The sequence below is a fragment of the Rossellomorea sp. LjRoot5 genome, from assembly GCF_964253455.1.
GTDB lineage: Bacteria > Bacillota > Bacilli > Bacillales > Bacillaceae_B > Rossellomorea.
Window position 1 is genome coordinate 4,220,259 of sequence record NZ_CAXUQN020000001.1, and the last position, 22,658, is coordinate 4,242,916.

Below are 22,658 nucleotides of genomic sequence, written 5' to 3' on the forward strand. Positions count from 1 at the left end.
CGCTTCTTTGTTTATATACTGTGGGAAAACCAGGAGGCAATCCTTTTCAGATCTTCTTTCTTAAGATCTCTCACCTGACTCGCATAACCGGCTGCCCCTGATTTCACCGTAGTCGTGAGACTCCCCAATCCACTTCTCGCCTGAAACCAGCTCTCTTTCGTATCAAGGGACTGAATCCGATTTTTCTTCATATACATCGTATTCTTCAATACCCCTCTATACCGCAAAGATAACTGTCCCCCATCGATTCTGAATCCACCTGCGCGGTATTGATAATACCCAAGAGTCCCCATAGGCAACACAATGAGCGCTGCCCAAAGACCATATGGCCAGAAGAAATAGCAGGCAGCAGCGACAGGTACCAATACCCAGACGGATTGTCTGAATACATATCTTCTCATGGATCGTCCCGGCAGCCGATTAAATTCACTCCCGATGACATATTCGGGAAACACTCCCTTCAACAACTCCGGTACCCGTTCCTTCTTCACGATCGGGAATAATTTAATACTCATACTGTCTTTATCTAAAACAGACCCACCCGCATTTTCAATATGTACAGTGCAGTAACCTATCAGCTGTCTTACAGGGTTTTCCACTATTCGGATCCCCTGCACCCGGTTTAACGGGACCGTCACCTGCTTCTTTTCAAGCAGTCCTCTTGTTATCACGATATGATCATCCACAATTTTGATCTTAAAATCACCATAGACGATAAACGTCCAGACGATTGATAGGAACCAGGCAAGAATCAGCCCTAAAAATGCCGTCAATGCGACCATGAACATTCCACTTTTTATAAACACAGCCACTTCTTCATATACAGCCTTATATGGAATGAGTTCATTAAATTGCGATAAGAATAACGCAACCCCTGAAATAATGACCCCCACTCCTCCAGAGGTTGCCGCAAGAACCCAGATGTCTTTTTGACCAAGGGTGAAAAAAGGTTCATCTTCCTGAATTGCTGCCTGCTTTATAGAAGAATCCTCCGTCACGCTCTGACCCTTCTTCTCCCGATAAATCATCCGTTCTAAATCCAGGGCTTCCTCCTTTGAAATCGCGGTCAGTTCCGCTTCCGACTCCCTGGAATTTGAAGATCCCGCTGTTTCGACCTTCACCTTTACAAGCCCAAAGGGACGGTGTAAAACACCTTCCGAGAAGTTCAGACTCTGGATTCGTTCAATCGGGATGTACCGTTTCTTTTTCACAAATAGCCCGTACTCTATCCTCAGTTCGCCACTTTCAAGCCTGTAGGTAAAACGAAGCCACTTAATAATTCCAAAAATAAGAACGATGACAAGGACAAGAGCCATGGATAGAAGCGGCAGATAATCCCAAAATCCATTCTTCTCCCCCCGATTGTTTATAACAAACAAAAATACGAATGGAACAATCAAGTCTTTCAGTTGTTTAACAAAACTTGCCACAGCGGATATAGGGTGAAGTCTTTTATGTTCAGACATCATCTTCGGCCACCCTCGCCAGCTGCGATATCGAATTCCTCAGTTCATCCGCTTCATCCATGTCCAAAGCAGGGATCTCATGGACGTTTGCTGCAGTGGAAATGGTAATCGTCGATAGCCCGTATCTTTTTAAGATCGGTCCCTGTACTGTATCAACATGCTGGACTCTCACCATCGGAACCAGCGTACGTTTCACAATCAGAATTCCCCTCTGCAGTTCAATTTCCTGTTCCCTCACTTCATACCGCCACCTCTTCCACTTGATGGTCGGAAGTAAAAACACGAACAAATATGTAAAAAGGATAAATACACCTATTGATATTGCAGTCACCCAATGGGACCAATCAAATATAAAAGTCAAAACAATCGCTCCTACTGCCAAGGCAGCCACAATCAACGATTCAAGTACTCCATATATCTTCCATACTTTCAAAGCCATTGGCGATATTCTCTTTTGCGGTTCCCCTATCATTCAAATCCCCCTTCTCTCTTTACTAAATCTTACAGTGAATATACGTTTTGGAACAGAGATGGTTTCAGATTGGGAGGAGAATAAAATTTCATGACATTCACTTCACTATAAAGGAGCTTTTATCAACCCATTCAATTCCCTCCATTCCTTGCAGGTCCTCTACCAGTTTGAACAACGCATCGTCCTTTCTCTTCGCTTCGATCATACAGTCGATTTCATCGACCGAGCCTTTCATTCCGTGTAAAAAGTCGAGGAACATCACGGGATCGATGAAATCAGCATGAGCCTTGTACTCTTCCCGGGACCGGGGACTGGATATATGCATCTTCACCGGCAAAGGCGACTGACTCCACGTCCCAACCACCCTTTCCCAATCAAGCAACCAGTCTCTTTCGTTATAGGCAAGATGGTGATGATAATCAAACACAAGAGGGATACCAAGTTTCTCACACAAATAAAGGGCATCCGCTGCGCTGAACACCGTATCATCATTTTCAAGAATGATCATCCGCTGAAGAGAGACAGGTGTCAGGCCCCAATTATGGATAAATTGTTCAAGTGCCTTTTCCTTATCCTCATATGCTCCCCCCACATGAAGAACACAGCGGTGGGTCGGATCGATCCCCATCCCCTTTAACAAAGCTTTGTGCATCTTCAACGTCTTCAACGTGTTTTTCAACACATCCACATCACTGGAATTCAGCAGAACAAAGTGATCAGGATGAAAGCCCACCCTCATTGGATGAAGCTTCAGGTACTCTTCAACCGCCCGGAGCTCCTCCTGTAACGGAGAGATGAAATCCCAACCCTTTAATTCAGGATGATTCGCAAGAGGAATCAGTTTTGAACTGAATCGGAAGAAATGGATTTCATTCATTACATTATGCTTTAAAAGCCTGAGGCAGTTTTGTAAATTGGACCGGGCAATCCGTTCTAATTTATGAATGGCTGCCTCTCGATCCTTTATGCCTGCGAATTGCTTATAGGTCATCGTTTGGGAGGGTGAAGCATTTTGAAGGTTCATGCTCATGGCCACATAGCCGAGTTTTACGAGTGTCATGTGTGGAGGACTCCTTTTTGGGGTTAGTATGTGCTTTAGATGTGGAATTATCTAGGGGGTTTTGAATAGATGACAGATTTTGTGCCTCCTTCGGTTTTGAGCTGAAAGGATTTCAATATTTTGTAGGCTGTATTTCTTGATTGCAGATGGAGGAACTTTCTTAGTTCGCTATTGGTTAGGTGGTTGTATACTTCGATGATCAGGATATAGAACCGGGTGAGGAGGAGAAAGTCCATTTGGAAATGATTTGAGAGGATGGGAAGTCTTACATTGTAATAAATTTTATATTTTTTGTCTTTCAAGAAGTTAAGGTGGTAGTAAACCGTGGATTCTCCGTTGTAGCCTGCCCTTCTTTTTCGTAAATCCTTTTCTATCAGGGGAATTTTTAAATGATGTTGGACAATCCGACCAGATAATGCCTCTGTTTTCTCAAGAATTAGCGGGATTGTTAGCTCTTTACAGATCAATTGATCACTCTCCTTTAGCGGGTATGGATATTCAGTTCGCCACAGGCAGGGAAAAACCTTCTTCTTATTGAAAATATTAACATATTAATATGAATTGCGTCATTTTGGGGTCTGATTGCGTCATTTTCCGGATAATTGCGTCGTTTTTTTATTTATTGCGTCATTTCAGATGGTAATTGCGTCTTTTAACATAAATTGGAATTACACACTTCCCGTCCAACACCTCATCCACTTCCCAACCCCACCCCAACAAAAAAAACACGACAACCCCTAAAGGTCATCGTGTCCTATTATCTGTCTAATCAAGAATTGTTATAAGATTTACGTTTGCTTGAAGATTGTGGTCTGCCGCCGCCAGTACGGTTGCGATCTCCGCCACGGCTTCCGCCTCCGCGATTTCCACCGCCGCTGCGTGAAGATCCACCGCGACTTCCACTGCGAGCTCCACCTTTGTATCCACCGCCGCGATTTCCGCCGCCACGATTTCCACCTCTTGATGGTAATGGTCGCTCTTCAGTAATGTCTACTGGAGTTGTATCCGGTTCTTTTGTCAATACACGGATCGCTGCCGCTACTGCTTGAACGGAATCATGGCCACCAAGGAATTCTTCTGCTAATGGATAGTAATCCTTAAGATCACTTTCCTTCGCCGCTTCAGCTAATTTTTCAAGAGCTAAGCGTTGTTGACCTTCAAGGGCTTCGTTTAAGCTAGGTGGCTTAAGAGCCGTCATTTTCTTCTTCGTTGTTTGTTCAACGATCTTCAGGTAACCCATTTCTCTTGGTGTAACAAAAGTGATGGACATCCCTTTCTTACCTGCACGACCTGTACGTCCGATACGGTGAACGTAGCTTTCCGGGTCTTGAGGAATATCAAAGTTGTAAACGTGTGTTACGCCAGAGATATCTAATCCACGAGCAGCAACGTCTGTTGCGATCAGGATATCGATGCGGCCTTCTTTGAACTTCTTAAGAACCGTCATACGACGAGCCTGAGAAAGATCTCCGTGAATCCCTTCTGCCAGGTAGCCGCGGATGCTAAGAGCACGCGCTAATTCGTCCACTCTACGTTTTGTACGACCGAATACAATCGCAAGTTCCGGTGATTGTACGTCGATTAAACGGGAAAGTGTATCGAATTTTTCTTTTTCACTTACTTTTGTATAGAATTGTTCGATATTCGAAACCGTTACTTCTTTTGATTTCACTTTGATGACTTCCGGCTCTGTCATAAAGCGGTTTGCAATGCGGCGGATCGGATCCGGCATTGTTGCAGAGAATAGAAGTGTTTGTCTTGTGCTTGGAACAGTTTCAAGAATGCTTTCGATGTCTTCGATGAAGCCCATGTTAAGCATTTCGTCTGCTTCGTCAAGTACTAATGTTTCAACATTTTCAAGGTTGAGCGTTTTACGTTTGATATGGTCAAGCAGACGACCTGGTGTACCAACGATGATATGAGGGTTCTTTTTCATCGCGCGGATTTGTCGTTGGATGTCCTGTCCTCCGTAGACAGATAACACGCGTGCACGCTTGTCAGCTCCGATACGATATAACTCTTCAGAAACCTGGATGGCAAGTTCACGAGTTGGTGCAATGATAAGAGCTTGAACGTTTGGATTTTTCACATCGATCTTCTCGATCATCGGGATTCCAAATGCTGTTGTTTTACCTGTTCCAGTTTGTGCCTGACCGATAATATCCTTACCTTCTAAACCGACTGGAATTGTACTCGCCTGAATTGGTGTAGCTTCTTCAAAGCCCATACGTTTAATTGATTTTAACGTAGATGCGCTTAAGTTTAAATCTGCAAACTTTGTCAATGTTACATTCTCCTTTAATTTACATCTTTTATAACTAATCATTATCTGATTATATTTTTAGGTCGGAACGAAATCTTACCCACCGAAAGACTTCGGTATCTAATCTAAAACCGTCTATATGAGATGTTTAGTTTTTATGTTTGATACAAAAAAATACACTCTTCAAAATAGAAGAGCTAGCACGTCCAACAAGTTAAGAACTATGTTGTAGTTATGTTACCACTTCTAGAAACGAATTTCAATCTAATGTCAAATAGTCAATCTATTCACTTTGCAGGAATTGGTAGATCTTATCAAAAAGCTCGTGCTTATCTTGGCAATGGCATATCAAATGTTTTGCTTCAGGGGAATAAAATAGGTTTTTCTCCTTTGAGGAAATAGTCTCATATATATATTTCGCAGCTTTAGGGGGGACTATTCCATCATTCTCTCCTTGGGCGATAAAGGTCGGGATGCTGACCTTTTGAAGGAGGGGACGAGCGATACGGACGACTTTCCTGAATTCGTATGTGGACAGGATCGGGGTTTGGGTCACCTTGAATTTGTATCGTTTGTACAACTCGTTTTCAAGTATATTTCCTTGCATTCCTTCCTTGATCAAATTTCCAATATCTTTCAGTAACTGTTTAACATTTATATAGTAAGCTGCAGCACTTAACAGCACGAGCTTATCTATATCATACTTCACCGAAAGATACGAGGCAATCAATCCACCCATTGAAAAACCAATTACGTACACTTTATCACATGTGTCCAACAGTAATTTCAGCTCGGACTCAGCATGTTCGATCCACTCGATATGCTTTATTCCCTTCAGTTCGAGTAATTCCCCATGACCCGGAAGAGTCGGCACGACAATTTTCCAATCGGTTCTGTCTTGGAGGAATTCAGCCAGGGGTTCTACTTCATAAGGGCTCCCTGTGAAACCATGGATTAGCAAACAACCGATCATTTTATCCCCTCTTACTTATTAAAAGGTAGGTAGGGAGCGAGCCACCCTCCCAGCTTAAGCTCATTTTGCTCATTTCTATGAAGGTTTAAACTTAGGCCATTAATCCTTCAATGATTTCTTCCAGTTTCATTCCTCTTGAAGCCTTAAATAGAATCAATTCATCCCCTTTGATCAAGGAAGACAGTTCATTTGTCAGACTCTCTTTATCCGTAAAAGAGTGAATGCGCTCTTCAGGGAAATTCTCGAGGGCCCCTTTTGCGATGAACGTTCCAAGCCGTCCAAACGTAAACACTTGCTGGACCTTTTCCTGATCGATCAAGCGTCCGATCTCTTGGTGGAATTCTTCTTCGTCATCTCCAAGTTCGAGCATATCACCTAGGACGAGAATTTTTGTACGGAATCCTTCGAGCTCTGACACAAGTCCGATGGCCGCTTTCATGGAAGTCGGGCTCGCATTATAGGCATCGTTGATGATGCTTTCGCCTTTCTTCCCTTCCACCATTTCCATCCTCATCTGAGTCAGCTTCAATGATTGCATGCCTTCTTTCATTTCATCCACGCTGAGTCCGAAATGACGGGCAATGAGGATCCCGGCAAGGGCATTATGGATGTTATGCTGCCCCAATACAGGCAGGAAGAACGTCTCGCCTTCAGCGACAGAAGTCTCAAAATAACTTCCTTGATTGTTCATTTCAATCTTTGTCGGGTAGATGCTATTGGCTTCGCTTCTACCGAATGTCTCCATATGCTTCAGGTCGAGTCCCTTCACACCATCCTGCAGGAGAGGCTCATCTCCGTAGTAGGCAAATAACCCATCAGGCTTCAGACCCTTTACAATTTCAAGCTTGGCTTTGGCGATGCCTTCCCGCGAACCGAGGTCCTGAAGATGGGATTCTCCGATGTTCGTGATAATGGCAGCATCAGGTTGTGAGATGGTTGACAGAAGTTCAATTTCCCCGAATCCGCTCATCCCCATTTCAAGTACCGCCACTTCCGAGTCCTGTGGAAGAGAAAGGATCGTTAAAGGCAGACCGATATGGTTATTGTAGTTCCCTTGGGTTTTATGAACCCGGTATTTCACGGAAAGAAGATTGGCCACAATGTCCTTGGTGGTCGTTTTGCCATTGCTTCCAGTAATCCCGACTACCTTTAAATCAAGCTCGTGACGGTAATGGTTTGCCAAAGACTGAAGGGCAAGCAGTGGATCCTCCACCACGATGACCGGAATATCCTCCGGGGGATTAGGGACATTGATATCCCATAAGGCAGCGGACGCCCCATTGTCGATCGCCTGACGGACGAACTGGTGACCGTCGACATTTTCTCCTTTAAAAGGAACAAATAAGTTGCCACTCCCGATTTTTCTCGTATCGATGGAAACACCTTTTACGACCACTGAATCAAATACAGAAAGGTCATTTTTCACATCAAGTATGGTACATATGTCTCTAATCGTTTTCTCGAACATTCGTTTTCTCCTTTTACTCATTTTTCATCCAAATAGACCAGGGACTGCCTCTGGATGTGGTCAGTCCCAAGTTGTTTACATCGTATGTTTAATCGTTTGTTTGTCTTGATAGCGTTCCATTCCAAGCTCCACGAGTTTCCCGATCAGGGTAGGATAATCAACTCCAGTGTGTTTCCAGAGAAGCGGGAACATGCTGTACGGTGTGAAACCTGGCATCGTGTTCACTTCGTTCATATAAATCTGCCCATCTTCGGTTAAAAAGAAGTCTGCACGTACAAGTCCTGAACAATCCAGGGCTTTGTATGACTGAATTGCAATTTCCTTCAGTTCATTGTAGATGCCGCCTTCTACTTCTGCAGGGATGATGAGGGCTGTATCCCCATCTTCATATTTGGCTTTATAATCATAGAAATCTTTCTTAGGCACGATCTCTCCTGCCACAGAGCATTCCGGCTGATCGTTGCCAAGTACGCCAAGCTCGATTTCCCGGGCCTTCACGCCTTCTTCGATGATGATCTTACGGTCGAATTGGAACGCTTCTGAAAAGGCAGCCGCTAATTCCTCACGGGACGTACACTTGCTGATCCCGACAGATGAACCTAAGTTGGCAGGTTTCACGAAGCATGGGTAACCAATCTCTTCTTCTACCTGTTTGTAAGCAGATTCCGGGTTCCCCTTCCACGTACTGCGGATAAACCACGTGTAGTTGACTTGAGGAATGCCTGCCTGAGCAAATAGATTCTTCATGATGACTTTATCCATTCCGGCAGATGAAGCAAGGACTCCGTTTCCGACGTATGGAAGATTCAACAGCTCAAGCATCCCTTGAACCGTTCCATCTTCACCATTTGGTCCGTGAAGCAATGGGAAGATCATGTCGTAGCCTTCCGATTCAGAAGGAGCGATTGCAGTACTCAAGGCATTGGGAGCGATCTCTTCGCCGTGATTAAACTGCAATGCTTTCACATCTTCAACGGGAGCATTCAATTGTGGTCCTTTTATCCAATTACCCTCCGTCGAAATAAAAATAGGGTGGATTTCATATTTATTTAAGTCCAGGGCACCGATTACGGCCTTGGCTGTTTGCAGGGAAACATTATGTTCAGCAGATTTACCGCCGTACAATAAGCATAACTTCGTTTTCATGTATTTCGTTACCTCCAATATTCACAATAGATGTTTCTATTTTATCACTTTCACCGGAAAGGGAAAGAATGATTCCTCTGGAAAATAAAAATCACCACATTTGTCTTGATTCAATTGACATTCCGGAAGTTTGCCCATTATATATGTATGCAAACGAAAACCAGTCCGGCGACAATTCTTTCAATTATTGTTCAGAATAAACTTAAGATTTCGCCTATTTGAAAAGCTATTAAGTTATCACACTATTAGGTGTATAATCCTCGTATTAAAAACATTTGTACTTTCAAGGAGGACACCCAGATGAGAAAGTTCGGTTTACTGCCTAAGATCCTTTTAGGTATTGCGTTAGGTATTGTCATTGGAGCATATGCACCTGAATGGTTTGTAAAAATCTTTGCTACATTCAATGGACTATTCGGTAATTTCCTCGGATTTGCGATTCCATTGATCATCATCGGCTTTATCGCACCAGGGATAGGCTCCATGGGTAAAGGCGCAGGAAAACTTCTCGGATTGACCACTGCCCTAGCATATGGTTCCACTGTGTTAGCCGGTTTACTCGCCTTTACGGTTGCGAAGTCTATTTACCCAACTTTACTCGCTAATCAAACGTCTCAATCATTTGAAAATCCCGAAGAAGCTCTTCTTAAAGGGTTCTTCACAGTGGACATGCCCCCGATCATGGGCGTGATGTCAGCACTTCTCATCGCGTTCACCATTGGACTGGGAATGGCCGCCATTAAAGGGGATACCCTTCAAAAAGGTATGGATGAATTCAGAAACATCGTGGAACTCGTCATTGAAAAGATCATCATCCCGCTTTTACCGATTCATATCCTTGGCATCTTTGCGAATATGACCCAAGGTGGACAAGTCAGTGCCATTATGTCTGTATTCGCGAAAGTGTTTATCATGATCATTCTTTTACATCTTGTCTTTTTAGTCGTTCAATATACAGCGGCAGGTACACTGAGAAAGCAAAATCCGCTTTCCATGATGAAAGGGATGCTCCCTGCTTATTTCACGGCACTCGGAACACAGTCTTCTGCTTCAACAATCCCGGTGACCCTTGAGCGTTCGAAGAAAATCGGTGCCAGAGAACGGATCGCCGACTTCTCTGTTCCGCTTCTCGCCACGATTCATTTATCAGGAAGCACCATCACCCTCGTCAGCTGCGCCATGGCCGTCATGTTCATCCAGGGGGAAGCACTGCAATTCGCTCAGCTGTTCCCATTCATTTTGATGCTCGGCATCACGATGATTGCAGCACCCGGTGTTCCCGGGGGAGCCGTCATGGCAGCCCTTGGATTACTTGAAACGATGCTTGGATTCGGACCGACTATGACGTCCCTCATGATTGCCCTTTACCTAGCACAGGACAGCTTCGGAACTGCCTGCAACGTAACAGGCGACGGTGCCATCACATCCATCGTCGACAAACTGACCCAAAAGAAAAAAGCACGGGTGTCCTCCATCAAAGCAAGTTAATGAAACAGAGGTCCGTCCCTCATCTCAGAGGGACGGACCTCTGTTTTTTTCATCATCTATTCTGATTATTCCGGATATTTTCTGTATAATGGAAATAGTAACACAATAAAGGAGTGCTCATGAATTGAAATTAACCGGTCAGCGTGTAACACTTAGAAAAATAGAAGAGAGAGACCTTCCTTGTCTTTGGGACTATATTTACGGGGATCCTTCTCCTGAATGGAAAAAATGGGACGCACCTTATTTTAAACATACGTATGTCCCCCTTGAGGAGTATATGGAATCATCCATCAGAAATAAAAGTCGCAGCGATGAATTCCAACGGGTCATCGAGGTCGATGGCACCATCATCGGAACCGTCGGATACTATTGGGATTACGAGCCCACCAGATGGCTTGAAGCAGGGATCGTCATCTACGATCCTGCTTACTGGAACGGTGGGTATGGAACCGAAGCCTTATCCCTATGGGTCGATCACCTCTTTACTACGAAGGAAATCGGTCGGGTCGGCATCACGACGTGGTCAGGGAATGAACGGATGATGAAGGCCGCAGAGAAAATCGGGATGCAGCTTGAAGGACGCATGAGAAAATGCCGGTACTATAATGGTGTTTATTATGACTCCATCCGCATGGGCATGATCAGGGAAGAATGGGAAGAGAAACGCTCTCTTTAAGAAGGAGTCCCACTATGAAAACAATCATCTTAGTCGGTGGCGGACACAGCCACCTCCACTGTATAAAAAAGAGTCAACACCAGGAGGAAAAAGTGAAATGGGTCCTCATTTCCCCATCCCGTTACCAATATTATTCCGGGATGTTCTCCGGGTACACGGAAGGAATCTATTCATTGGAGGAAACCCGGATTGATTTAGAGAATTTGTGTAAGGTCTCCGGCTGTGACTTTATCGAAAGTACGGTCCTCTCCATCGATCCGGATCAGCAGCATCTGTTAACAGACAAAGGTGAGATTTTTACCTACGACTTTGTTTCATTCGACATCGGCTCCCGAAACGACTCAATGGAGATCAGGGGCTTACACAAGCACAACCTGCCTATCAAACCAAATTACCGATTCCCCGAGCAAATCCGGAAACTGCATAACAGCAGGAAAACCGTCTTTATCGGGGGCGGTGCCGCAAGTATCGAAATGGCATTATCACTGAAAGCATGGAAGAAGGGCAAAGGTTACCCAGATCACTCCATCGCGGTCGTCCACTCATCTCCACTATTAGAAAAAGCCGGTACCATTTCGTCGAAAAAACTGACGTATATGGCACTTTCAAAAGGCATCGACCTGCATCAAGGGCGTGTGACGGAAGCAGAGCTTTCACAACTGCATACAGATACAGGTGAAATCCTCGATTATGAAGAAGTGATTTTCTTAGGCGGACCTAAAGCACCTCCCCTATTCGGGAGCAGTGTTTTACCAACAGATGAACAAGGATATCTGCTCGTGAACAGCTACCTTCAATCAGTAGAATACCCAAATGTGTTTGGAACCGGTGATTGCGCTACCCTACAAGACTTTCCCGACACCCCTAAAAACGGCGTAACAGCCGTCAGACAAGGGCCCGTCCTATGGGAAAACCTGAACGGCGCCGCAGCCGATGGAAAAATCATTCCCTTTGAGCCCCAGAAACGATATCTCGCCATCATGTCTGTCGGGGATAAGCGCGGCTTCTTAACCTACGGATCCTTTTCATTGGTCAGCGGTTGGGCCTGGCGGTTGAAGAACTGGATCGATCGGCGGTTTATAGGGAAATATGGGGAGTGAGCGTTAAGCAGCTTACCCGCAAAAAAACACAACCGCCTCCCAGCAGTCGCGCTCTAAACATCTTATCTGAACAATTCCACATACTTCTTACTAATCACAGGCAATACCCCGTCGAACAGCTTCTCTCTCCAGTACAGGTCCGCTGTCTGCTGGACGGCCGCTGCGTGATTCGGGTAAGGATAGACCATGTTGGAAAGGGCACCGATCTTGCTTCCCTTTTCCATTGCGAACACGACCGGCTGCATCCAGTCGCCTGCACCAGTGCCGACTGCGTGGGCACCGAGGATCTTGCCTTTCGGGTCTGTGATGATTTTGACGAGTCCTTCTGTCCGCTGATCTGCCACGAACCGGTCGACCTCGTCTAAAGTCTTCTTATAGACCTTGTATTCCATTCCTTTTTCAACCGCTTCTTCCTCGGTCAAGCCGATATGAAAGATTTCCGGTGTCGTATAGATTGTCCAGGGCAGCTTGTTATAGGAGACATTTCGTTTCAATCCGAAGACGGCGTTTTGGACCACGAGTTTCCCTTCCATTCCGGCACCATGGGTAAATGGATAGCGGCCGTTCACATCTCCTATGGCGAAAATATGGGATTGATTCGTTCTTAGTTCATCATTCACTTTGATGAATCCCCGGTCGTCGGTCTCCACTCCGGCAGCAGAAAGATTCAAGGATTCTGTACCCGGCTTGCGACCTGTCGCAAGGAATAAAAGGTCCCCCTCCACCGAATGCTCCGCTCCATCTTTCATGTAATGAACCACTTTCTGTCCATCCTGCTTTGACACTCGTTTGATTTCCGCTCCATATATAAACTGAATATCCTTTTCCAATAAACCGGTGGCCACTTCCCGGATTTCCTTATCTTCTTTCACCAGAATTTCATCGTGCTGTTCAAGGACAATGGCTTCAGAACCTAAATGGGAGAAAGCCTGTGCCAGTTCAAGACCGATGGGGCCCCCACCTATGAACACAACCCGACTCGGCAATTCATCGACTTCAAATACGGTTTCATTCGTATGGTATTCAACATCGCCAAGGCCATCGATTTCCGGGATAAGGGGACTTGATCCTGTCGCCACAACCACCTTCTTCCCGGAGACCCGGTCCTCATTCTCCACCAAAATGGTATGGGGATCCAGGAACTCGGCTGCTCCGAAATAAATATCGACCCCCAGCTCCAGGAAGCGCCCGGGATCATCGTGCTGTTGGATGTGAGAGATGGCTCCCTTGACTCTTTCTCTTACCTTCTTCATATCGACAGAACCTATTGTTTCAAATCCATAATCCCCACCTGCACGTATGGTCGCCACTTCTCTTGCCGATTGGATGAAAGCCTTTGACGGGACACAGCCAAAGTGAAGGCAGTCCCCGCCCAGAAGGCCGCTTTTCTCAACAAGTGCGACTTTAGCTCCCAATGAAGCGGCCCCCGAGGCAACGGTCAATCCGCCTGCCCCTCCTCCTATGACAATTAAATCGTATTGTTCCATCTGAATCTCTCCTTATGAAAGTAGTCGTTTCGCTTCTAGAAATCGTTGGGTACCCGTGAATAACTCCACTACAACAAACAGGAGGGTGGTCCATAAGACAATGGATGGAAAGATCATCATGAGGCTGAACAGGATGAATCCTTCCGTTCTCTCAGCCAGTCCCGCTTGATAATAGAAGGACTTCATGCCCTGCTTTTCTGATACAGCTCCCACGGTCAGGAAGATGGTCATGGAAATGATGATGGAGACACTGAGTAAAAGGAGGGCCCACATGATGTCAGGGTGCAGGAAGGCAACTCCGAGGATGACGCTGATCTCAACAATCCGATCAAACGTCACATCCATGACGGTTCCAAAGGGAGATGGTTTGGTCAGTCGGGCCATTGTTCCATCCACGGCGTCAAGGAATCCTGACAGCCATAATAAAAGGACGGCCATGACCGGGAAACCCAGGTAATAGACCAGACCTGTCACAGATCCTATGATGAAGGCGGTGACCGTCACTTGATTGGCCGTTAATCCTTTGTTCAGGAACAGCCGCGCCGTCCCCTCTATACTTGGCTGCACCCACTTACGGGCATGCGTGTCTAACATGTACTTCCCATCCTTTACTTATCTTCTTTGCCCGATAATCCTAGCCATGCTTTCATCTTCTTTTTAAAAATGAGTGGCACGATGATCATGGCTAAGAAAAACGCAATGGCAATATATAAATTCGTCCGATCTTCTCCTATCAAGCTTGATCCCAGAAAGACATAGCCAAACGTGCCGGGTAAAATCCCGATGGCTGTGGCGAGGATGAATGGAAGGTATCTCACTTTCCCCATCCCGGCCAGGTAACTGATCAAATCAAAGTTCAAGAATGGCACCAACCGCAATACAAGGACATAGATGAAGCCGCTCTCCTCCATCTTTTCCCGTATTTTCACGATGCGGGGGGATGGTCTTTTTAACAGTTTCCTCCCCAGGATGCTTGCTGCATAATAGGCAACCGTCGCACCACCCAATGCTCCCAGTACAATGTAAAAGAAGCCTTCCACCGCACCGAAAGCAAGGCCCGCCGAGAACGATAGGATGGATGCCGGGAAAAGGATCAATGGGCGGACCGTATAGACGACAATGAAAACGATTGGGGCCCAGATGCCGAATGATACAATCCAATCCCTGATATCATGGGGCTTTATATGAAAGAAATTCCGGCTGAGCCACATGAGGAACAGTAATATCGCGATGAATAGAAAGACCTTGCCGATTTCCTTCTTCTTCAATGTTCTTCCCTCCTATTCCTCGTTCTGAAACGTTTGAATGTTCTCTTCCTTGGCATATAGCCAAACCGTCCCGTGAGAGGATTCCCAATCAAGGGGTAGATGGAGTTTCTGTTTCAATTCTTCTACCCATATTTCATGGATGTTCGTTCCTGCTACAAACAGCTGTTGCTGGACCGTACCCTTCCACTTAGGGTGAGGCAGATCTTGTCCTGAAGAGCTTATGGACATATGGGAGGCATGAATGAATTGTCCAGGAGGCAGTATGAGTCCGTCACTCATGAAAGAAGCGACGAAGGTGGAGCCCGGTCGGAAATAGATTTCCTCCGGTGTGCCCACCTGCAGGAATCGTCCGTCGTGTAACACTGCCACCCGGTCTCCTACTTCATATGCTTCATCTCGGTCATGGGTAACGAACAAGACTGTGGTTCCTTCTTCTTTAAATACGTTCAACACCCATTGCCTCAACTCTTTCCTCAGTTGCAGATCGAGACTGCTGAAAGGTTCGTCTAAGAGTAACAGCTTCGGTTTCAGAATAAGGGAGCGGATAAGGGAAACCCGCTGCTGCTGGCCACCCGAAAGCTCAGAGGGGTAATGATGCATAACTTCACCTAAACCGACTCTTTGAATATATTCTTTCGCATTCCTTTTATTTTCACGTTTCCTATTCCCCTTCATTCCCAGCCCGTACATGACGTTTTCAAGAACATTCATATGAGGGAATAACAAAGGCTGCTGAAAGACCATACCAATCGGTCGATTTTGAGGTTTGGTCGAAGAAATATCGTTACCTTCTATTAATACCTTTCCCTTTGTAACAGATTCTAAGCCTGAGAGAATCCGTAAAAAGGTTGATTTTCCTGAACCCGATGCTCCTACCAATGAGAGGATCTCCCCTTTTTTCAAGGAGAAGGTTATATCATTCAATATCTCTTTCTCTTTAAAGGTTTTGGACACTCCCAGGATATCTATAAATGAACTCACTGTTTCTTCCCCCCTCTTAGATGCTGGTAAGGGAGTGTGAATTTCAAGCACCCCTCGAGTATGATGTATAAGATGATGGGAATAAGGGCGAACACGATGGAGAATGCCGCCATGACCGCTTCATCTGCCGTATCGGTAAATGGGTAGTAGACCATTGCAAGGGTTACGACGTTCCCACCGCCTATAATCGCCGTCAGGACATATTGACTTAAAGAGATGACAATCGTCAGGAACAATACACTGCGGATGCTTGGAAGGAGCAAAGGCAACTCGATATGGTATAAGCGCTTGATGGCACTCCCTCCCAGGATGGTTGATTGTTCGAGTAATTTCGAGCCGATTCGCTCATAGCCTGTTTTAAACATTTTAATGCTGTAAGGAATCGTCGGTACTAGATGAACAAGCGCAACCCCGAGCCAGTGATCAGAGAGGCCATAACGGATGAAGGTAATATGAAGTCCGATGGCAACGACCAAAACGGGAATAAACAGCGGCAGCATCATGAGCGCTTCCACTACTGATTTCCCCCTGAAAGAAGAGAAGGAAAACACTTTTCCCGCTGTGATGCCGATCAGAAGATTAAGGCTCAACACAACTATTGCAATCCACACCGACACCCCTACTGAATTCAGAAACTCTCCTTCGTTCATCAAGAGTTCCCACGCCCTTACACTTGGTGTACCTCGAGTAGAACTCCCCCATGCCGCTACACCGTAAAAGCTTTTATACACTAAAAATAAAAGGGGGAAGACAAAAAGGATAAAGGATATGCTGTAAAATAACGTTTTTTTCATCATGACACCCCTAGTTCCCAATTCCTTTAGTGATATGCATCCGTTTTTTGTTCGTGATGTAAAGAACGAGCCACATGAAGACCCCGATGCCGAGCCCGGTCATGACAAGTGAGGCAAACGCTAAAGGACGGTCACTCCAGTCACCGCTATAAAACCAGTCGTACGCTAGGATCGCGAGCATTTGTGGAGACGTCACCCCCAACAAACGCGGAACTTCAAATGCGGTAAAAATAAAGGCAAAAAGAATGGCCCCGGTTTCGATGAGGACAGGATAGATAAAGGGCCATTCAGCCACTCTGAACGTTTGATAGGAGCCCGCGCCCAATAACGATGCGACCTCTTTATACCCTTTGCGCATAGTAGCATACACGGGTAACAGCATCAGGGTCACAAAGGGAACTTCTTTCCACACATATGTCAATATGATCCCAATCCCATTCCGGTCCTGCACCAATATAGGAAATTGACTGCGATCGTCAATCCAACCTAGCACCCCGGCAATATTTGAGAAAAAGCCGCTTTGATTAAAGAGTAAGTAGACGAGATACGCCCATACAAAATGGGGAACGAGCATCGGGATCCACACCAGCAGTTTATGCCCGGTTTCCTTTAACAATGGATAGAAGGCTTTGACGATACCCAACCCGATGAAAAGGGACAGGGTCGTTGAGGCCACGGTCACTGTCAGGCTGAACAGGACGGACGCGATAAAACGATCTTGTTCAAACAATTCCCGGTAATGTTCGAATGTAAAGACTCCCCCGTCCCTTACACTTTCCAAAATCGCAAGGACGATCGCAAGGCCCGGAATCAGGAGGAAAAAGAGGAGGCCCGGCAGGAGAAGTAGTGCGTTATTGGCTGGCCACTTCACGGATCCAGTTCTCCTTTAACCATTCAACATAGGCAGCATCAAGCTCACCCTTGAAGTTTTCTTCAAGCTTTGAGGCTTCCAATACGCTTTCACCGCGATCGATCTCCATGAATTTCTTCCTCCATCCCTCATCAAGCTTGGCATAGGAAATAGCTGAACTCTCCCCCCAATAATCCGGTTTCAGCTTCTCATACTGCGCTTCCGGGGACAGGAACTCATTAATGGCCACCATGGCACCTTCTTTATTTGGACTATTGAAAGGAATGGCCAGGAAATGAGTATTCCCGATGGATCCGATATCACTCAATATGAACGACTTCGTGCTTTCCGGAAACACGCCATCCTTGATCAGATGTTCCGCCCTTGCTTCGTTATATCCCATCGTCATCCACACCTCTTCCTGACTATAAAGCTTATCAAGATCCGTCAAGGTGGATGGATACGTATCCCCTTTTCGCCACAAATACGGCTTCATGGTGTTTAATTCCTCCCACACTCCCGCTCCAATCTCTTCCGACTTGTCTTCATCAAACCCGTCCCGGGCCAGATTCGAATCCGTTTTGGCATAGAGGAGATGTCTTAGAAACGCATTCCCAGTGAAATCACTTGGGTTCGGATAGGTGAATTTCCCGGGATTCTCTTTCATGAATGTTTTCAAATCATCAAAGGTAGCCGGCGGATTTTTCACTTTTTCACTATTATAGAAAAATACGAATTGAACTTTTCCCCACGGGGCTTCGAATCCTTCTGTTTCCGTTCCGAAGTCGTATTGGAAGGCGTCGCTGTCCGTATCATAGTATTCGTTGTAGTTCGGCAGTTTGTTTGTGAAGGAACCTGCCAACAGATCTTGTTCTTTCGCATTCTTAAAATTTTCACCGTTGATCCAGACGATGTCGATCGTCCCCTCTTTTTTTCCGGCCTTTTTCTCGGTTTGCAGCTTCTGGAGGATTTCAGGCGTGTCTAAAGGTACCCGGTTCAGTTCGATGTTGTTCTTTTCTTTTAACATGGGCGCCATGACCTCATCGATATACCGGTTGATCCCGTCATCTCCTCCCCACATAAACATATTCACTTTGGTCCCTTTTGCTTTCGACGTGATCGTTCCCCACTCTTCATCAGGAATTTTCACGGTATCGTTTGCATTTGACGAACCGCAAGCCGATACTAATAGTAAGGATAATACGCTTACAATAGCTAACCACATTCTCATCCATCATGCTCCTCTGCGCTTTTCTATAATTCTATTGTACTGAACCGTATAATATAAAAAAGGAATCTGCCTTACATATATGCAAATCAGTGCATAAAGGGAGAAAGAAACTAGATGAACACATCCCCCATGCCTTCCGAGCTCATATTCTCCGAAGGCTTGTAACCTTTTGGATCAAACTCTGTCTAATACAGTAAGGAGGTGACTCTAGCGTGAAGCGATTCATGATGATTATAATCATTCTTATAGCGGGAATGGCCGGCTGTGGAACGGCTGAAAACGACAGCCAGCCGGTAAAAAAAGAGACAGAACAGGGAGCGGGTGAAGATATTTCTGTACAGAAAGGAATTATCGCAGGCGAAATGGAACCTTCATTAACCAAGAAAGATGCAGATGGTCAAATTGTGTATGTATATAGTGTGAAAAATCAAACAGAGCAGGAGAAAACATTTTCTTTCTCATCTGGACAGACAATCGACTATGAACTTCGAAGTGAAAAAGGCGAGATCGTTTATAAAGATTCAAAGAATAAAATGTATACTCAAGCCTTACAGGAAATCACTGTGAAACAAGGGGAAGAGTTCTCTCGTGAAATTGTCCTCCCAAAGGTTGAAAGCGGCAATTATACATTGACCGTCTGGATGACCGCCAAGGGGGAGCAGGACTATAAAGCGACGGCTAAGGTAGTGGTGGAATAGGGACACACAAAAAGGATTAATCTCGGGCGGGGCACGGCGAGATTAATCCTTTTCTATGAAGACCGGGATAGATCCACTGAGGGAGATGCGTTCAGGCGTCACGATGCAATATCTTCCGTAAAACCTGACACCGTGCCTTGCGGCTTCTTCCATGACCCGGGCAAAATGGGGATCGATTTCAGGTGCGGAAGTGATTCCCCGCAGATCTGTACGCTGGGCAATGAATAGGACCGCTGTTTGATAGCTTCCCTTCATCTGCAAGTGGGTCAGTTCCTCTACATGCCTCGCTCCCCTTGCTGTGACGGCATCGGGAAATTTACCTATTCCGTCCTCGACCATCGTGACACTCTTGACTTCGAGTAGTAATTTTTCATCATTTTGTTTATGTTTGAGGAGAAAGTCAAAGCGTGAACCTCCCACCTTATATTCGGCTTTTTCCAGGCGCCAACCCTTCAGCTCCTCTAGTACATCCAACTGCAGGGCTTCCAGTACCAATCGGTTTGGATATTGAGTATTCAAGGAAACATACATATCGTTTACGGAATCATGGGTCATGACCGCCGACCACCTTGTTTTCCTTTTTGGATCCTTGGATTCCTGGAGCCAGATCGGCCCTCCGGGTACCAGTAAGTCCTTCAGCCTGCCTGGATCGGGTAAGTGGACTTTTTCTTTTGAGCCTGAAGGAAGCTCGCACTCTAGCACAAACCGATTGAGCCGTTCAAGAAAGACGGCTTGAACCAGGGTGTCATGGAATGAAATATCTGCGAAAACTTCACGTTCCCTCATTTAAGCAAGGCGCTCCAGCTCTTCGTTTTACGGTCATATGATAATAATCCGTTCGCAGGTAATTTACGAATCTGCTTATAATCCTCAGTCATTTCATCCATGTCATAATAATCGCCCATTACCCAAATGGGAATCTCGATTTTCCCTCTCGTTAATACGGCTTTTTCAAGGGAGATGACCATTCCTTCTTTTAACTTATCCTGGAAGGAATGAATGACTTCCTTCCCGATTACAGGGTAGGGTTTCTCCTTCTTCATACCGAAGAGGCCTTTCCCACTCTTGACCGTACTGAGTTTGGATGAAAGGGTCGCTCCCAGCATATGATAGAAGTCCTCGAAGTCCCGGTAATAAACTTTATTGAACCAGCCGTCATCATGGGAAAGATAGGCATAGCGGTTATTCAGCTTAGAATAAAATGGAGGGTTTAATGGCTGTTTGATATGCCCCATATAAAGGAGTTCTGCAATTTCCTGCCCGTTCAATTCATCGACTCCGACCTCTTCTTCAAAATCGATCCAGCAGAAATCTCCGTAGCTCTGAACACCGTCATCGATGATCTTCTTCATTTCGTCCTGTTCTACATATTCCATATGGGTATGTATATTGAAAGCACCATGCTCGTACTGATGCTTGATAAGAAGTAAGTTCTTTAAGGGTTTACGGGCATTCATTGCAAACTCGTTGAAATGGATTCCGTAAGAAACGACATATTGGCGATCCGGATTCTTGTGAACATAGATGATATCTTTAACTTGGTTATTTGCCTTCAAGAACATTCCCTCCATCTGATTAACACGGTGCACAGTTCATAGTTTCTATTTTATCAAATATAGAACATACTTGTTCTTTTCTATTTCATTTCAAAATGATGACAAAAGTCGCAGGTAATTGTCGAAAATAGTCATATTTCAGTACAATGTATTGAAGATTAGCGTCGATATTAGCTTCTAAACCACATATTTATAAATAGAATCTATTTCAATATCAAATACCCGCTATAAACATGTAATAAATGGAATATCCCCTCTCTGTTTTCCTTCTAAGCCCTTCTGCCATGGACATTCCCGATGAATTCAATTCTTCATCTGTTTCAAATACGTGTCGTATCCCGACAGAAGTTCTCGAATTTCTCGGGTCATGAGTAGAAATTTCCTTTCATTTCTATTAGACTAGGAATGTGAAATCTTTAGAAATTCAGGTGAATAGATTATGGAAACTCGCCAGCGATTTGCTGATAAGATCGATTGGGGTCTTCTCTTTTTATTAATGCTGTTCTTTATTGTAAGTGCAATGGGAATCAGCAGCGCCCAGACCTCAGGGCAATATGAGACAAACTTTGTGATTAGACAGGCTTTTTGGTACGTAGTGGGCGGTATCATTATCGGCGCTGCGTTATTTCTCGACTCAGATCAGTATAAACGGCTTGCCTGGTACATATACGGCGCAGGAATCTTCTTGCTCGTTTTATTATTGATTTCTCCGGAAAGCATTGCACCACACCGGAATGGAGCCAAAAGCTGGTTCATGCTGGGACCGCTTGGATCGATACAGCCTTCAGAGTTCATGAAGACATTCTTAATCCTTGCTTTGGCACGTGTCATTACCAATCATCATGAACTTAACCCAAGGAAAACGGTGCAGACAGACTTTCAATTATTAATTAAAATCGGCTTGACCACCCTTCTCCCCCTTGCTTTCATCATGCAGCAGCCGGATTTAGGGACATCACTGGTGATACTTGCCATCATGACGGGTATCATCCTCGTTTCAGGTATTACGTGGAAGCTGATTGTGCCTATCTATGCTTCTATCGGAGTCTTAGGTGCGGGCATCCTTTCACTGGTAATATGGGCACCACAATTATTGGAGAAATACTTAAACGTGAAACCTTACCAATTCGGACGGATCTATGCCTGGCTCGATCCGTACAATTATGCGAAATTAGAAGGATTTCACTTGATCAACTCCCTTAACGCCATTGGTTCGGGACAGATTTTCGGGAAAGGCTACGGTGACCGGGAAGTGTATATCCCGGAAAATCATACAGACTTTATCTTCAGTGTCATCGGTGAAGAGTACGGATTTATCGGCGCAAGTGTCGTCATCAGTTTATACTTTCTGCTGATCTACCATCTAACCAAGACTGCCCTTGATACCAAAGAGCCTTTCAACGCTTATGTCTGTGCAGGGATCATCAGTATGATCACGTTCCATGTGTTCCAGAACATCGGAATGACGATCCAGTTACTGCCGATCACAGGTATCCCCCTTCCGTTCATCAGTTATGGGGGAAGCTCCCTCATGGGGAATATGCTGGCCCTCGGCCTTGTGTTCAGTATGAGGTTTCATCATAAAACGTATATGTTTTCTTCAGAAGATTCTTAATTACAGGTTGCATTCATCACTGATATGTGTAAAATAATAGTAATTAGATATGGAATATTCTGTGAA

Annotated in this window: 22 protein-coding genes and 1 other annotated feature (1 of these 23 only partly in view); of the genes, 5 read left to right on the top strand and 17 right to left on the bottom strand. The window is 45.2% G+C overall.

Going from position 1 to position 22,658, the window contains the following annotated elements; translation table 11 throughout:
• Positions 1 to 11: 11 nt before the first annotated feature.
• The 8 genes from ACSQ2E_RS21540 to ACSQ2E_RS21575 all read right to left on the bottom strand — a co-directional run bounded on the left by ACSQ2E_RS21540 (position 12) and on the right by ACSQ2E_RS21575 (position 8,848).
• Positions 12 to 1,469: a PH domain-containing protein gene (locus tag ACSQ2E_RS21540; protein WP_435994005.1), complete on the bottom strand. Its 1,458-nt coding sequence runs from the start codon at positions 1,467 to 1,469 to the stop codon at positions 12 to 14.
• Positions 1,459 to 1,938 (bottom strand): PH domain-containing protein, encoded by a 480-nt coding sequence (locus tag ACSQ2E_RS21545; protein WP_435994007.1) that lies wholly within the window; start codon positions 1,936 to 1,938, stop codon positions 1,459 to 1,461. Before ACSQ2E_RS21545 ends, ACSQ2E_RS21540 begins: the two co-directional genes overlap by 11 nt.
• 97 nt (positions 1,939 to 2,035) lie before the next feature.
• Positions 2,036 to 2,998, bottom strand: coding sequence for a UV DNA damage repair endonuclease UvsE (gene uvsE / locus ACSQ2E_RS21550; RefSeq protein WP_435994009.1), 963 nt, complete (start codon positions 2,996 to 2,998; stop codon positions 2,036 to 2,038).
• 47 nt (positions 2,999 to 3,045) lie between these two features.
• A complete protein-coding gene (locus ACSQ2E_RS21555) occupies positions 3,046 to 3,465 on the bottom strand; it encodes a nuclease-related domain-containing protein (protein WP_435994011.1) in 420 nt (139 codons plus the stop codon).
• A gap of 302 nt (positions 3,466 to 3,767) precedes the next feature.
• On the bottom strand, positions 3,768 to 5,282 hold the full coding sequence (locus ACSQ2E_RS21560) for a DEAD/DEAH box helicase (protein WP_435994013.1): 1,515 nt from the start codon (positions 5,280 to 5,282) through the stop codon (positions 3,768 to 3,770).
• A gap of 262 nt (positions 5,283 to 5,544) precedes the next feature.
• Positions 5,545 to 6,234: an alpha/beta hydrolase gene (locus ACSQ2E_RS21565; RefSeq protein WP_435994015.1), complete on the bottom strand. Its 690-nt coding sequence runs from the start codon at positions 6,232 to 6,234 to the stop codon at positions 5,545 to 5,547.
• A gap of 91 nt (positions 6,235 to 6,325) precedes the next feature.
• Positions 6,326 to 7,702: a UDP-N-acetylmuramoyl-tripeptide--D-alanyl-D-alanine ligase gene (locus tag ACSQ2E_RS21570; protein WP_435994017.1), complete on the bottom strand. Its 1,377-nt coding sequence runs from the start codon at positions 7,700 to 7,702 to the stop codon at positions 6,326 to 6,328.
• Positions 7,703 to 7,777: 75 nt separating this feature from the next.
• Positions 7,778 to 8,848 carry a D-alanine--D-alanine ligase gene (locus tag ACSQ2E_RS21575; protein ID WP_435994019.1) on the bottom strand — a complete coding sequence of 357 codons (1,071 nt, stop codon included), beginning with the start codon at positions 8,846 to 8,848 and terminating at the stop codon, positions 7,778 to 7,780.
• Between the two features lie 300 nt (positions 8,849 to 9,148).
• On the opposite strand from ACSQ2E_RS21575, the gene ACSQ2E_RS21580 reads away from it, so the two are divergent.
• From ACSQ2E_RS21580 to ACSQ2E_RS21590, 3 genes are all read left to right on the top strand, one after another.
• Positions 9,149 to 10,336 carry a dicarboxylate/amino acid:cation symporter gene (locus tag ACSQ2E_RS21580; RefSeq protein ID WP_435994021.1) on the top strand — a complete coding sequence of 396 codons (1,188 nt, stop codon included), beginning with the start codon at positions 9,149 to 9,151 and terminating at the stop codon, positions 10,334 to 10,336.
• Between the two features lie 124 nt (positions 10,337 to 10,460).
• Entirely contained in the window at positions 10,461 to 11,012 is a 552-nt protein-coding gene (locus ACSQ2E_RS21585) for a GNAT family N-acetyltransferase (RefSeq protein ID WP_435994023.1), read from the top strand.
• 14 nt (positions 11,013 to 11,026) lie between these two features.
• The gene (locus ACSQ2E_RS21590; protein WP_435994025.1) at positions 11,027 to 12,112 is read left to right on the top strand and encodes an FAD-dependent oxidoreductase; all 1,086 of its coding nucleotides are present in this window, start codon (positions 11,027 to 11,029) and stop codon (positions 12,110 to 12,112) included.
• 62 nt (positions 12,113 to 12,174) lie between these two features.
• Here ACSQ2E_RS21590 and ACSQ2E_RS21595 read toward each other — a convergent pair whose 3' ends face one another.
• From ACSQ2E_RS21595 to ACSQ2E_RS21625, 7 genes are read right to left on the bottom strand one after another with little or no spacing between them, the layout of a single operon-like run.
• Positions 12,175 to 13,599 (bottom strand): dihydrolipoyl dehydrogenase family protein, encoded by a 1,425-nt coding sequence (locus ACSQ2E_RS21595; protein WP_435994027.1) that lies wholly within the window; start codon positions 13,597 to 13,599, stop codon positions 12,175 to 12,177.
• 12 nt (positions 13,600 to 13,611) lie between these two features.
• Complete coding sequence (locus ACSQ2E_RS21600; RefSeq protein ID WP_435994029.1) at positions 13,612 to 14,193, bottom strand: CDP-alcohol phosphatidyltransferase family protein; 582 nt, start codon at positions 14,191 to 14,193, stop codon at positions 13,612 to 13,614.
• Positions 14,194 to 14,207: 14 nt separating this feature from the next.
• Positions 14,208 to 14,867, bottom strand: coding sequence for a TVP38/TMEM64 family protein (locus tag ACSQ2E_RS21605; RefSeq protein WP_435994031.1), 660 nt, complete (start codon positions 14,865 to 14,867; stop codon positions 14,208 to 14,210).
• Positions 14,868 to 14,879: 12 nt separating this feature from the next.
• Entirely contained in the window at positions 14,880 to 15,848 is a 969-nt protein-coding gene (locus tag ACSQ2E_RS21610) for an ABC transporter ATP-binding protein (RefSeq protein WP_435994033.1), read from the bottom strand.
• Positions 15,845 to 16,645 carry an ABC transporter permease gene (locus ACSQ2E_RS21615; RefSeq protein WP_435994035.1) on the bottom strand — a complete coding sequence of 267 codons (801 nt, stop codon included), beginning with the start codon at positions 16,643 to 16,645 and terminating at the stop codon, positions 15,845 to 15,847. Before ACSQ2E_RS21615 ends, ACSQ2E_RS21610 begins: the two co-directional genes overlap by 4 nt.
• A 7-nt stretch (positions 16,646 to 16,652) precedes the next feature.
• A complete protein-coding gene (locus tag ACSQ2E_RS21620; protein ID WP_435994037.1) occupies positions 16,653 to 17,513 on the bottom strand; it encodes an ABC transporter permease in 861 nt (286 codons plus the stop codon).
• Entirely contained in the window at positions 17,494 to 18,723 is a 1,230-nt protein-coding gene (locus tag ACSQ2E_RS21625; protein WP_435994039.1) for an ABC transporter substrate-binding protein, read from the bottom strand. Before ACSQ2E_RS21625 ends, ACSQ2E_RS21620 begins: the two co-directional genes overlap by 20 nt.
• Before the next feature lie 212 nt (positions 18,724 to 18,935).
• On the opposite strand from ACSQ2E_RS21625, the gene ACSQ2E_RS21630 reads away from it, so the two are divergent.
• The gene (locus ACSQ2E_RS21630) at positions 18,936 to 19,421 is read left to right on the top strand and encodes a BsuPI-related putative proteinase inhibitor (RefSeq protein ID WP_435994041.1); all 486 of its coding nucleotides are present in this window, start codon (positions 18,936 to 18,938) and stop codon (positions 19,419 to 19,421) included.
• Positions 19,422 to 19,463: 42 nt separating this feature from the next.
• On the opposite strand, the gene sfsA is transcribed toward ACSQ2E_RS21630, so the two are convergent.
• Entirely contained in the window at positions 19,464 to 20,207 is a 744-nt protein-coding gene (gene sfsA, locus ACSQ2E_RS21635; RefSeq protein WP_435994043.1) for a DNA/RNA nuclease SfsA, read from the bottom strand.
• Entirely contained in the window at positions 20,204 to 20,977 is a 774-nt protein-coding gene (locus tag ACSQ2E_RS21640) for a hypothetical protein (RefSeq protein ID WP_435994045.1), read from the bottom strand. Before ACSQ2E_RS21640 ends, sfsA begins: the two co-directional genes overlap by 4 nt.
• A 439-nt stretch (positions 20,978 to 21,416) precedes the next feature.
• On the opposite strand from ACSQ2E_RS21640, the gene ACSQ2E_RS21645 reads away from it, so the two are divergent.
• Positions 21,417 to 22,592, top strand: a complete 1,176-nt coding sequence (locus ACSQ2E_RS21645; RefSeq protein ID WP_435994047.1) for an FtsW/RodA/SpoVE family cell cycle protein — start codon at positions 21,417 to 21,419, stop codon at positions 22,590 to 22,592.
• A 52-nt stretch (positions 22,593 to 22,644) separates the two neighbouring features.
• Positions 22,645 to 22,658: a binding site (T-box leader), on the top strand; it runs 192 nt beyond the window's last position.